This is a genomic window from Bacillus cereus group sp. MYBK139-1, from assembly GCF_051916915.1.
Taxonomy (GTDB): Bacteria; Bacillota; Bacilli; order Bacillales; family Bacillaceae_G; genus Bacillus_A; species Bacillus_A pacificus.
In genome coordinates this window covers 165,715-178,331 of the sequence record NZ_JBQAHO010000002.1, presented here as the reverse complement: position 1 = coordinate 178,331, position 12,617 = coordinate 165,715, and the positions used below count along the sequence as shown (strand labels likewise).

The following is a 12,617-nucleotide window of genomic DNA, read 5'->3' as shown; positions in this document are numbered from 1 at the left end:
CACCGGTCTCAAAGTTTTTTATAATTGTTTTATAATCTCATCCATATTTCCAATATGAACGGGTTGCCACGTTTCTGTACCGCGCTCTGCAGTATAAACTAAATACGCATCATCAGACACATTTACGAAAACTGGGTCCCCCATATCTGTTTCATATCCGATAACGATCCATTCTTCTTTCCATTTTCCGTGGTCTTCACTTATTAATGAATTTTTATGTTTATCATATCGATAACCGATTTGTCCTTTTTCTAATTCATTTTCACTAAACAAATATATCTCATAAGTACCTAACTCGATATCTTGCTGTTTTGAAGTTTCAATTCGTTTCAGAAGTTCTGCGATTTTTAGTTGTTGTTTCATACGTCTATCCCCTTCTATTTTTCTAAATTTTAACTAGATTGTTTATAAAATACAATATAGATTTTAAGAAAAAAAGTGACATCCTTATGAATATGAATGATTTCCTGAATATATCTATCACAACTCGCAATATATCAACGATTCAACACAGGATATCGATTTACTGACAAAAAAAAACGAAAAGAGAGGTCATCCAAAAGGACAACCTCTCTTTTCTTATATCAATTAAAATTTAAACTCTTGTCCAACTTCAAAGCTATCTTCTAATACAAGAATACCTTTTTCTTGTGGAGCATCTGGAAGCTCTAATTCACGTGCTGAACAAATCATTCCAGCAGAAGGAACTCCGCGAAGCTCAGCTGGCTTGATTAACATACCGCTTGGCATTACAGCCCCGATTTTTGCAACGACAACTTTTTGTCCTGCATCAACGTTTGGTGCACCACATACAATTTGTAATGTTTCTGTACCGATTTCTACTTTACAGATGTTTAACTTATCAGCATTTGGATGCTTTTCTTTTTCAGCTACATAGCCTACAACAAATTTTGGAGAAAGATCTGCTTCTACTGTTTCTTCAAAGCCGTTCTTCGCTAAAATTTCGTTGATTTTTTCTACAAGTTCTTTCGTTAATGTAAGGTTACCTGTTTCTTTTACTTCTAAGTAAGAAGATGCATGAAAGATGTTGAATCCTGCTGTTTCGTTGCTTTCACGATCATATACGCGTGCAACATCTCCTTTGCGATCAAAAGTACGGTTCTCTAAAGTAATATCTTGTAAGGCAACAATTAGAGTGTCACCAATTCCTTCAAGGTTGTAAAAAACGTTCACTTCGTTCATCCTTTCTCTTTTCCATCTGTCTTCTTCCGATTCTTCGCTAAAATAAAGATTGGTTCAAAGTCCCCATCTTCATATACGAATGAAAGTGATGTAATCGGAACATGCCCTTCGGCAAAAAATTTCATTGTCATTTGTGCAATAATATCATAACCGATTTCGTTGACGATATCAGCAATAATTAATACATCTTGGTGAGGAACAGCAACAACCATGTCACCAGAAATCTTTTCACGCATCGATTGTAGTAACGATTCGTTTAAAATACGAGTCGCATCATACCCATCATTTGTGTTTAAAAAGTAAAATGTATTACCTGCTACTGTGTCTTGTTTAAATTCATAACCTAATGAGCGAGCGTTGAATAATGCCATTTCACGTACTTGTTGCTCTGTAAGCCCTAATTTTTGTAATAAACGCTCGTCAATGAGACGATATGTTTTATTCGAATCTAGCGCATAGTAAATACGTGTTTCCGCCGTATGATCCGTCATAATAAACGGATTTCCTTCTTCTGCTTGTTTCGGGAAAGAAGTAGAGCGAATAACAGGTAAAATTTTCGCCGCGCTATTTTCTTCCTTATGCATCGCAATTAACGCTTCTTGTACGTAATAGGCAACCTCTTCAATCGCCTTTTCTTTATTCACTTCCCATTTTGCTACAACTCCTGGAAGCGATACGTTAATACCTTTTTTCGAGTCTTTCTGTTCTATACGTAGAACCTCTTTCTCGCTATCATACTGAAAGTCCCATTCCGGGCGAGATAATTTCTTCATTAACTCGTCTTTCATCTTTTTACTTGTCATCTTCATCTCTTTTTCCTCCCTTCCAAAAAAATAACCTCCCCCGCGAAGGTAGAGGTTGTTTTACAATTCAATTGGCAAATTGCCTTATTTTAAACCTTCAATGAACTCTTCGATTTGTTCTTGTGTTTTTCGATCTTTGTTTACATAGCGACCTGTTTCTTCACCTTTATTGTACGCTACAAAGCTCGGAATGCCAAATACGTCTAATTTTACGCATAGATCAATAAACTCATCACGATCTACATAGTAAAATGAGAAATCATTATATTTCTCTTCTACTTCTGGCATAAATGGATCTACGAAGCGGCAGTCTGGACACCATTCTGCTGAGAACATAAAGATTACATTCTCTTCATTTTTTAACTCTTGGAATTGCTCCATGCTTTCTAATGATTTCATCTATATTTCCTCCTCTAACGAGTGCAGTTTTTCATGTTATAATCTTTCTTTTATACTACCATACATCGCGCACGGTGCAAGGTTTATGCTTGCTTTTCATCATACTTATATTGCCCAACAAGTAACTTAACAACGTGTACAAATAATTCCGTACGGTCCACATAATCATCCGTAAAAATACCGATCGCACCTTCATGACTACGAATATCTTTTCTCTGTACAAACTCTTCCATCACTTCACTTAACTCTTTGCCATCTTCAAGAGGTGCTAAAAAATCATCTGGTAACGTAATACGTGCCCCGCCGGCAACAAATATTTTACCATCACTTGTTGCTAGCGCCCCCCAGTTACACATAAATAAACCGTGCTCTGTTTTCATTACGCCGCCTTCTAGTCCAATGCCAATTTGAGCTCCCGCTTCCTCTAGCGCTCGCTTCGCTCTATTGATCGCTCCTTGCATCGTCTCTTCATCTGAAAACGGTTGTGCTGCTACTCCTGAAGGAACAGAAAGAGATGTAATTGTAGCATCTTTCCAAACCTTCTCCACAGCTCCAACCTTCGTTTTATTCTTAGATCCAACTACTACTTTCATTTCGTTCACCTCTATAAAAATTTATCATTTCCCCTTAATCAAATTGTTCTTTATACACGGAAGCACGGCCAATACACATCGCTTGTTTGTCTCTTCACTCTAAAAAAGAAGAGTTTTTCTCACAACATTGCGGACCTCGAATCCAAAAGCAATCTTACTCTTACTTCCTCCCGGGGTTTTAATCCCCCGTGCGAGAATCAATTAAGCACTGACCGCTACCATACATCGCTCGAGCATCTATTCAACCTAAAAAAAGAAGGGTTTTTCGCCCTTCTTCTCTACGCGTTATTCTTAATTGTTTCTAACGTCGTTTTATCCGTTGCTCTTACAAGCTTCGTAATTAGCTCTTTTGCTGCCGCATAATCATCAACATGTAAAATAGAAGCATGTGTATGAATGTAACGTGCGCAAACACCAATTACTGCTGATGGGATACCTGAGTTACTTGTATGTACACGGCCCGCATCTGTACCACCTTGCGAAATAAAGTATTGGTACGGAATGTTATGTGTTTCTGCTGTATCTAAAATGAATTCGCGCATTCCTCTATGCGTTACCATCGTACGGTCATAAATACGAAGAAGAGCACCTTTTCCTAATTGACCGAACTGTGTTTTGTCACCAGATGCATCGTTAGCTGGACTTGCATCAAGCGCATAGAAAATGTCTGGTTGAATCATATTTGCAGCAGTTTGTGCACCGCGAAGACCAACTTCTTCTTGTACAGTCGCACCAGAGTATAATGTGTTTGGTAATGTTTCGTCTTTTAATTCTTTTAGTAATTCGATTGCAAGGCCACATCCGTAACGGTTGTCCCAAGCTTTCGCCATAATTTTCTTTTCGTTTGCCATCGGCGTAAACGGGCAGATTGGCACGATTTGTTGTCCTGGTTTTACACCAATCTCAATCGCATCTTCATAGCTATCTGCGCCTATATCAATTAACATATTTTTTATATCCATCGGTTTTGCACGTTGCGCGTCACTTAATAAATGAGGAGGGATAGAACCAACAACCCCAACGACAGGGCCATTCTTCGTCATCACTTGTACGCGCTGAGCTAATAGTACTTGGCTCCACCAGCCGCCTAAAGGTTGAAAACGAAGCATTCCGTTTTTCGTAATTTGCGTAATCATGAAACCTACTTCATCCATATGACCTGCTACAAGAACACGCGGGCCAGTTTCGTCCCCTTTTTTCAGACCAAATACGCTACCTAAACCGTCTTGTACAATTTCATCTGCATATTTGCTTAATTCTTGCTTCATAAAACGGCGTACATCATGTTCGAAACCTGATGCACCTTGTAATTCTGTTAACGTACGAAATAATTGTAATGTCTCTTTATTCACGAAGTCCCCTTCTTTCAAACCTTAGTAGAATACCTCTTTTATTGTAACGAAATTTTCGAAATGTTTCTAGTTTCTTCTTTTTTAGCTGTATTTGCTTTATAATTATTATCGGTACACTATTTTTATTTTATAGAATTGAGGTGAATATATGAGCTGGAAAGGTTTAGTAGCAGGTCTTGGCGTTGGTTTCGCAGCTGGTTATCTTGTTGCAAACAAAGTACAAGAACAATCCCATATTTCTTCAGAAAAAGCATTGAAAATGGTAAAACAAGCATTAAGTCATAAAGGTGAAATTACTGGCTCTTGGGTACATATGGTTCCAGAGACATTTGAAAAATATGATGTCGCATACGAAGTATATCGCGGCGGTCTTACAACGATGTTAAATGATATACAAGAACGATTTGAATTTTTAGTTGATGCTAAAACAGGTACTGTTTTAGAGGTTATAGCAGCATAAACAGGAGGGTTCCCATTAGGTGAACCTCTTATTTTTTAATTGTGGATAGTAATTGAAATTATATCGGCGATTTTTCGAATATATCGACCGTAACTCAAATTATATCGGCGATTTTTCAAATATATCGACTTACCGACAAAAAACGACAACAAAAATGAGACTGCTCCCCCCTTTTTATGCTTCTATATCCGTTTTTCGTTCTATTTTTTCTACGATATGACCTTCCTCATTCCACTTTACTGCACGGTAATACGCGTCATGATAAAAAGTGAACCAAGCATCTTTTTCAGCGCCATACTTCATCCACTTTTGCTTATTTTCAATTGATGTCATCGGATAATCATCATAAGCCATTACCCATAATACATTTTGATGGGCGTGCGTCGGCAATAAGTCTGCTAAATGCAGCATTGTTTCTCCTTTGCTTTCTAAAGCAATAACTGCATGTCCATCACTATGACCGCCTGTATGCGCCATTTTTATTTCATCTGTAATTTCTATTTCTTGCTGAAACGTAATAACTTGGTCTACAATCGGCTCCCAATTTTCCTTCCAATATGTATTACGGGATCTAATATTTGGATTCCTCATTTCATTCCACTCTGTTTCGCTTACGTAAACTTTCGCATTCGGAAAAGCTGGCACAAGGTGATCCCCTTCCCATTTTGTTAAGCCGGATGCATGATCAAAATGAAGATGCGTCATTAAAACGCAGTGTATATCCTCAGGCTTTAATCCTAGTTTTTCTAATGACTCATAAACCGATGATTCTTCTGTTACACCTTGGTTTCGCTTCATTTTCTCACTCAATTTACCGTTTCCTATTCCGGAATCAATGAGCATGTTGCCATCTTTCGTTTGTAAAAGTAACGGATCTGTTCGTAAATAAATATGATTTGTATCATTATGTTTATATTTACGTGACCAAAGTACTTTCGGCACAACGCCAAACATTGCTCCTCCGTCTAAATATGTGTTCCCACCTTTTAGCCAAGTCACTTTTATATCTCCAACTTGTAACTGTTCCATTTTTCATCCCCCTTTTCTTTTAATACTAACATAAAATTCTGATTATTTTAGATACAAAAAACCTATGCATTACTGCATAGGCTCTGTACGATATTTTGCTTCTACTCGGTAAATGCGATGACCTTTACTAGAGAATTTCTCTTCGTACTCAGTCATAATGTTACCTTCAAAGTCACTGTTATGAAGATCTAAGCTTAAGTAAGTTAGTAACATACCATACTCAGCCATACTCATAAGAGAATATTCAAATAAACCTTGGTTATCTGTTTTGAAATGAATTTCTCCGCCTTCTACTAGCACTTCTTCATAATTGCGTAAAAACGTTTTATACGTTAAACGACGCTTCGTATGACGTTTCTTTGGCCATGGATCTGAGAAGTTTAAATAAACGCGATCAATCTCACCTTTTGCAAAGAAAACTGTTAAATCTTCAGCATCTTTATTAATTAACTTTAAGTTCGGTAATTCTTCTTCAATTAATTTATCAAGTGCGTCTACAACAACACTTGTGAATTTTTCAATTCCAATATAATTAATATGTGGATTGGCTTTTGCCATATCATACATAAAGCGGCCACGACCTGTACCTACTTCAATGTGAATGGGTTGCTCATTTCCAAATACTTCTTTCCAGTTACCAGCGCGCTCCTCTGGGTTGCCGATTACGATATGTGAATACTCATTAATTCGATCCATTGCATATGGTTTATGTCTTAAACGCATAGATGTTTCCCTCTCTTTACATAGCTATTTTAAAGGAATAATTCCTTCTTTCTGTTTTTAATCAATCTACCAAACAAAAAACCAAGTACGTACGAGCACTCGGTCCGTTTCTTTCAAGTATAAGATGTACCATTTTGATAAAAACTACATACAGCATTAAACATTCCATGACGAAACAGCTTTTTCTCTTACTTTTCTAAGAAGAGAAAAACAATCGAAAGGATGATCCGTTCATGCCAATTAATCAACAACATCAATTAGAAGTGCTGAAAGATATTTTAGTCAATCACCAAAGTGATTGTTGCGGGACAGTTTCTGAATGCGAGCAATTAGAGCGTCTCATTCAATCGTTACTCGCAAACGATAATATAAGTAGTGACGCTAAAGCAATGCTAAACGATGTATATTCTTATAGTCAATCGGGTAAATCTTCCTCTAATTTGGACAACCACATTTCCAATAATCAAGAACAACTTACTCAGTGGATTGCTGGAATGGACAATTTTTCTTAAGTATTACTCTGAAGCAAGTAGTTGCTGTAAATATTGATGCCAATATTCAGCTTCTGCTTGCTGCTTTTTTGTTGTATGCCATTGAATAGACAAAATCGTTTGTGCTATCACATACCATCTCATACGTTTAAGCAGCGATTCATCCATTTCAATATCATAGTAACCGAGCCACTCACTCCATTCTTGGCGCGGAATGTACCAATATAATAACATACCGAGGTCTAGAGCTGGGTCAGCAATTACAGCTCCATCCCAATCAATTAAAAACAACTCATCTTCATCTGACAATAGCCAATTGTTATGGTTTACATCACAATGGCATACAACGAATTCATTGTATTCAATATCCTTTAATGAATCCATTAAATATTGAAGACCTTGCTGAATTGTTTCCTCATCCCTTATATCTCCTCTTAAAACGAGTTGCAGCTGTTGTAATAACTCTTGTGCGTGAAGCGGCTGCTTCCCAAGTCTTTGAATCATCTGCACGAGTGCTTTAGAGGAGTGTATTTTTTTCAAAAGTTTCGCAACACGTTCTAGTTTCATATCCTCTGGCTCTAGCTTCTGTCCCGGAAGCCATTTTTGAGCAGAAATTACATCACCGTTCGTTACCCTTCTTGTCCAAAGTAATTTTGGAACAATTCCTTCTGCTGACAATACCGCTAAAAAGGGCGATGTATTCCGCTTTAAAAATAACTTCTGTTGTCCGTTTTGCGCAATATATGCATCGCCCGTTACTCCACCAGCCGGTACAAGACTCCACTCTTTTCCTAATAATTGTTCCAACCATTCCATATTCATTACCCGTTAACAAATCCTTATCTTTTATAGTTATGAAAAGAAAAACCGCAACATTTCTACACATGTTGTGGATTCATATATTTTACTGTAAATGAAAAGAAAACTTGGCATAAGCCAAAAATTCTCTATTTTATTTTACAAAACCAGCTATAGAATGACAACTTATCAAAATCGTCACCTTTGTCAATTCTACATTTATTACATTCTCATCGTCAAGTAGCGATTTGTCACATTATCGTCAATATATACGTGCTAATCGGAGCGAGCCTAAGTTCCTTTCCTCTAAATGAAGAAATTGGCTCTATTTTCGCTAGCTTTTCGTTTACTAACACATGCCACATTTCTTCTTTCGGAAGTTGCACCGTTTTTGCTTCCAAACTGCTATTAAATAAAACGACAATCTCTTTCCACGGTCCAAACGACTCTACGTGCTCTAAATGATGTGCAAGTACTTCTGGAGATGTTTGCAAAAAGGTCATGTGCTTTTTTATTAGGTCTGCATTTTGTAATCGGAATGCTCCGTGCTCTTTACGAATCGCAATTAAACCTTTTATATAGTTAACGGTCTCTATCTCTTTCTCTTTTCGATCCCAATCTAATTGATTAATTTCATCATTTGCATTATAACTATTTTCATTCCCTTGCTTCGTACGATAAAACTCTTGCCCAGCATGTAAGAAAGGGATGCCTTGCGACAGAATCACCATTGCAGTTGCTAGCACGTGACGTTTTTTCAAAACCTCTTCCGACTCTTCATTACTGCGCATGAGTTTATCCCACATCGTCATATTGTCATGGCATTCTACATAGTTTATGCTTTGCACAGGCTCTAGAAACAAACCTGTTTCTTTCATACTCAAAAGGCTTCCTGATGCAATATATTGCAAATGATTACAGTCTACATACCCACCAAATGCAAAACCACGTTTATTTATATGAAAGGTACTCCCTTTTATCCCATCACGAAATTGATCATTAAATTGCGCAATATGCGGCATTTTCTTTGCATTATTTAACGTTGCCTTTTCCTCTGGAGGAAGTGGTGTTTGTAGATCCCATCCTTCTCCTAATAGCAGTGCATCTCGCTTTATATTTCGCACTTCTTTTTCTATTATATTTATTGTATCAACATCTAAAATTCCCATTAAGTCGAACCGGAATCCATCAACATTGTACTCCGTAAGCCAATATAAAATAGACTCTACAATGAATTTCCTCATCATTTTCCGTTCAGATGCTATGTCATTTCCGACTCCCGTCCCATTAGAAGGCATACCATTTTCACCATGACGAAAATAATATCCTGGGACAAGCTTTTCAAATGATGAGAGCTCTCTTTCATACACATGATTATATACAACATCTATAATCACCCTAATGCCATGCTCATGAAATGTTTCAATCAGCTGTTTACACTCTACGATCCTGTTATACGGGTCAGAGGGATTTGTAGCATAAAATCCCGTTGGCGCATTGTAATATAATGGATTGTAACCCCAATTATATGCAGAGGAAGGGTTTGCCTCATCTACACCACCGAAACAATATAAAGGTAATAGTTCAACATGTGTAACACCCAAATCTTTTATATGAGACAAACCTGTTAACGTCCCATTTCGCCCTGTCGTTCCTTCTTCCATTAGTCCCTTATATGTTCCTTTTTTACTCACTCCACTGCCCGGATGAATAGTAGCATCACGAATATGCAGTTCATACAATATGGCATCTGTCATTGCTTGTAATGGTGGTAATTGCCCTCGCTTTGCTACATTCGTCTTTTCCAAATCAATAACAACGCCGTACTTCCCATTTACAGTCACTGATTTTGCATAAGGATCCACAGCTTCGTTCCATATTAAATTTATACAAACAAGAAATGTATACTTTTCCCCTGCTAAATCACCGTGCAATGTATGAGCCCAAACTCCATTTTCTTCTCTGTACATTTCGTAATCTGTATATTCTTTATCATTTTTATAAATTCGTACTTTCGCAAGCCTCGCAGTTGGAGCCCATACTTTAAATGTAGTTGCTTCCTTTTGGTGCACTGCCCCTAAATCTGTACCTTCGTAATAATACTTTTCATCGAAAATCGCTGTTCTTATGACAGCACCTATTTGTAAATCTGTTTCTTCATTCCGTTCATCTCGTACTGTATAATACTTCCCCACATCTAGCGGCTCTTCTATAAAGCACTCATACTTCGTTGCATCCGGAAGCGCAATTGTATGAGCAATCGGTAGATCTTTCACGTTACTTCCTTCTTGCAAACGAAATGTCCGACTTGTTCCATACGCATGTGGGAGCAAAATTGTAATTTTATTCATTTCATCTAAATAGGCATCAAATGGACGTTTTACTTTCAACATAAAAAAATCACCATCATTCTTAAAGTTAAAATGAAACGAGCTGCAAATGATAAGGCTTTTCTTATCAACGAAGCCCTATACAGTAACACATTGTTCTTTATAGTATATTCACCTGTATAAAAAACGTTTTCATACATTCTATTTTTGTAATTTTATTTCAGCAATTGCTTTATATTTCGATGTCTCCTTTACATGAGATTCGTATAAAGTAATCGTATCCGCTTGAAATGATATTTCAGGCACTTCCTTTATATGTTCTAAATCAAACTTTTCTTCTCCTACCCATTTACGGGCAACAGTAATATGCGGATGATACGGGCGCGTTTCTAAAGAAAATCCATTCTCTTCACACATAACGTGTACTTGCTTTTGCAATTGAAACAAATCTTGATTTTCGCTTACCTTTGCCCAAAAAATACGCGGCCTGTCTTCCATACCAAACGTTGAAAATCCTTGTAATGTGAACAATAGTTCTTCCATTTCTATAAGTGCTTGTAATCCATTCTTTATTCCTTCTAATTGTTCCTCTGTCGCACTACCTAAAAACGAAAGGGTAATATGATAGTCTTCTTTATGTACCCATGAACGAAATGGTAATTCCTCTTGCATTTCCTCTTTATAGTTAGACAGCACTTCTTTTATATGATTTGGTAACGTAATTGCGACAAAATAATGCAGTTCCATGTACATCTTCTCCTTCTTTCTATTGTTGCTTTTCTTTCTTATCTCATTCCATTAAAAAGAATCCAACTTCCCTACAAGTCTAACCAAGTTCAGGTCGCGTTAATAGATGAAATGATATCTACATTTCGACAAGGAACATCTGCTTACCAACAAACGGTACGTAATAGAAAACCGTCCCAAAGTATGTATCGGGACGGTCTTTTATTATTTATATATCCATTACTTCGCTAATTCATAAATTGCTTGCGCATAAATTGCTGTTGCCTTTAATAAGTCTTCAATTTCAATATACTCATCTTTTTGATGTGCAAGTTCTTCTTTTCCAGGGAACAATGGGCCAAATGCAACACCAGCTTTTAACGAACGAGCGTAAGTACCACCGCCAATTGCTAATAGTTCTGCTTTTTCACCTGTTTGTTCTTCATATACGCGCTGCAACGTACGAATTAATACGTGTTCTTTATCAACATGATGCGGGCGAGAGTTCGAATAATCCGCCACTTCAAATCCATGAGTACCCACATATTCTTTTAACTTTGCAATCATTTCTTCAAAGTTAGTTGTAACTGGGTAACGTACGTTTAATCCTAAATTACCACCATTCTCTTTCGTATAAGAAAGGCGACCAACATTCACTGTTAATGGACCACTAACCTCATCTTTATAAGCGATAGTAGCCTTTTCACCATAAATATCACCAATAAATGTTTCTGCTGCAAATGTTGCAAACGAAGCCCCTTTTCCATCAAGAGCAACTTTCGTTAAGAAGTTTGCCAGTAATAAACCTGCATTCTCGCCCTTCTCTGGAGTAGATCCGTGAGCTGAAATTCCTTTAATTTGCAACGTTACTGTATTACCTTCTACAATTGCTTCACCTATTTTTTTAGCAGTTTGTAAATACTCTTCATATGCTACTGTAAGTGCACTTACATCCTCTCCTGTAACAACCGCTTCTGCAAAATCAGGAACCATATTTAAACGGCGACCTGACTCAAATGAAACAAGTTCATATGTACCTTTCTTCTCTTCACTACCATTTTGCACAACTTGTATATCAGAAATTCCTTTTTCTGCATTAATAATTGGAAAGTCCGCGTCTGGCGCAAAACCGATTGTTGGCATTTCTTCGTTTTTAAAGTAGTGATCTACACATTTCCAATTACTTTCCTCATCTGTTCCTAAAATCATACGAACGCGTTTTGAAAGAGGTAATCCTAATTCTTTCACAATTTTCATCGCATAGTAAGCTGCCATCGTTGGGCCTTTATCGTCAATTGCACCACGTGCAAAAATCTTTCCATCACGAATATCTGCACTATATGCAGGAGTCGTCCAGCCATCGCCTTCTGGTACAACGTCAACGTGACAAAGAATACCTACTAATTCTTCTCCTTGTCCCATTTCAAGATGACCTGCATACCCTTCTAAATTTTTAGAAGTAAAACCTTCCGTTTCTCCTTTATGTAACATGAAAGATAAAGCTTTTTCTACACCTTCACCGAATGGTGCGCCCTCTTTCGCTGACTCTTCTTCCCACACACTTTTAATTTGTAAAAATTGTTGTGTATCACGAATTAAATCATCTTTTCGTTTTGCAACTTCTTCTGTCCAATTAATTGCTGACATCACGCATCCATCCTTCACTATATTGTTTCTTTCATCATAACAAACCGAAATCTCTTATGCCAT

Annotated in this window: 14 protein-coding genes; 2 read left to right on the top strand and 12 right to left on the bottom strand. The window is 37.2% G+C overall.

Going from position 1 to position 12,617, the window contains the following annotated elements:
* Nucleotides 1-18: 18 nt before the first annotated feature.
* The 6 genes from ACTFRS_RS12000 to ACTFRS_RS11975 form a co-directional block, all read right to left on the bottom strand.
* A complete protein-coding gene (locus tag ACTFRS_RS12000; RefSeq protein WP_139866407.1) occupies nucleotides 19-363 on the bottom strand; it encodes a thiamine transporter in 345 nt (114 codons plus the stop codon).
* A gap of 225 nt (nucleotides 364-588) precedes the next feature.
* Nucleotides 589-1,203: a YtpR family tRNA-binding protein gene (gene ytpR / locus ACTFRS_RS11995; RefSeq protein ID WP_001006757.1), complete on the bottom strand. Its 615-nt coding sequence runs from the start codon at nucleotides 1,201-1,203 to the stop codon at nucleotides 589-591.
* Entirely contained in the window at nucleotides 1,200-2,012 is an 813-nt protein-coding gene (locus ACTFRS_RS11990; RefSeq protein WP_000784603.1) for a DUF1444 domain-containing protein, read from the bottom strand. The genes ytpR and ACTFRS_RS11990 overlap by 4 nt, the downstream gene beginning before the upstream one ends.
* A gap of 78 nt (nucleotides 2,013-2,090) precedes the next feature.
* A complete protein-coding gene (locus ACTFRS_RS11985; RefSeq protein ID WP_139866406.1) occupies nucleotides 2,091-2,405 on the bottom strand; it encodes a thioredoxin family protein in 315 nt (104 codons plus the stop codon).
* Between the two features lie 83 nt (nucleotides 2,406-2,488).
* Nucleotides 2,489-2,998 carry a DUF84 family protein gene (locus ACTFRS_RS11980; protein WP_242269735.1) on the bottom strand — a complete coding sequence of 170 codons (510 nt, stop codon included), beginning with the start codon at nucleotides 2,996-2,998 and terminating at the stop codon, nucleotides 2,489-2,491.
* 278 nt (nucleotides 2,999-3,276) lie between these two features.
* Nucleotides 3,277-4,350: a M42 family metallopeptidase gene (locus ACTFRS_RS11975; RefSeq protein WP_139866404.1), complete on the bottom strand. Its 1,074-nt coding sequence runs from the start codon at nucleotides 4,348-4,350 to the stop codon at nucleotides 3,277-3,279.
* 148 nt (nucleotides 4,351-4,498) lie between these two features.
* Here ACTFRS_RS11975 and ACTFRS_RS11970 point away from each other — a divergent pair, with 148 nt between their 5' ends.
* Entirely contained in the window at nucleotides 4,499-4,810 is a 312-nt protein-coding gene (locus tag ACTFRS_RS11970; RefSeq protein ID WP_000118543.1) for a PepSY domain-containing protein, read from the top strand.
* Between the two features lie 174 nt (nucleotides 4,811-4,984).
* Here ACTFRS_RS11970 and ACTFRS_RS11965 read toward each other — a convergent pair whose 3' ends face one another.
* Both ACTFRS_RS11965 and trmB read right to left on the bottom strand, forming a co-directional pair.
* Nucleotides 4,985-5,839, bottom strand: coding sequence for a YtnP family quorum-quenching lactonase (locus ACTFRS_RS11965; protein WP_440024938.1), 855 nt, complete (start codon nucleotides 5,837-5,839; stop codon nucleotides 4,985-4,987).
* 69 nt (nucleotides 5,840-5,908) lie between these two features.
* Nucleotides 5,909-6,562 carry a tRNA (guanosine(46)-N7)-methyltransferase TrmB gene (trmB, locus tag ACTFRS_RS11960; protein ID WP_001239380.1) on the bottom strand — a complete coding sequence of 218 codons (654 nt, stop codon included), beginning with the start codon at nucleotides 6,560-6,562 and terminating at the stop codon, nucleotides 5,909-5,911.
* A gap of 233 nt (nucleotides 6,563-6,795) precedes the next feature.
* Here trmB and ACTFRS_RS11955 point away from each other — a divergent pair, with 233 nt between their 5' ends.
* Nucleotides 6,796-7,074, top strand: a complete 279-nt coding sequence (locus tag ACTFRS_RS11955; protein WP_001122234.1) for a YtzH-like family protein — start codon at nucleotides 6,796-6,798, stop codon at nucleotides 7,072-7,074.
* Between the two features lie 3 nt (nucleotides 7,075-7,077).
* Here ACTFRS_RS11955 and ACTFRS_RS11950 read toward each other — a convergent pair whose 3' ends face one another.
* From ACTFRS_RS11950 to pepV, 4 genes are all read right to left on the bottom strand, one after another.
* Nucleotides 7,078-7,875, bottom strand: coding sequence for a phosphotransferase family protein (locus ACTFRS_RS11950; protein ID WP_001055736.1), 798 nt, complete (start codon nucleotides 7,873-7,875; stop codon nucleotides 7,078-7,080).
* Between the two features lie 227 nt (nucleotides 7,876-8,102).
* Entirely contained in the window at nucleotides 8,103-10,244 is a 2,142-nt protein-coding gene (pulA, locus tag ACTFRS_RS11945; RefSeq protein ID WP_242294858.1) for a type I pullulanase, read from the bottom strand.
* A gap of 138 nt (nucleotides 10,245-10,382) precedes the next feature.
* Entirely contained in the window at nucleotides 10,383-10,928 is a 546-nt protein-coding gene (gene thpR, locus ACTFRS_RS11940) for an RNA 2',3'-cyclic phosphodiesterase (protein WP_440024940.1), read from the bottom strand.
* Nucleotides 10,929-11,147: 219 nt separating this feature from the next.
* Entirely contained in the window at nucleotides 11,148-12,554 is a 1,407-nt protein-coding gene (pepV, locus tag ACTFRS_RS11935; protein WP_242269731.1) for a dipeptidase PepV, read from the bottom strand.
* Nucleotides 12,555-12,617 lie beyond the last annotated feature (63 nt).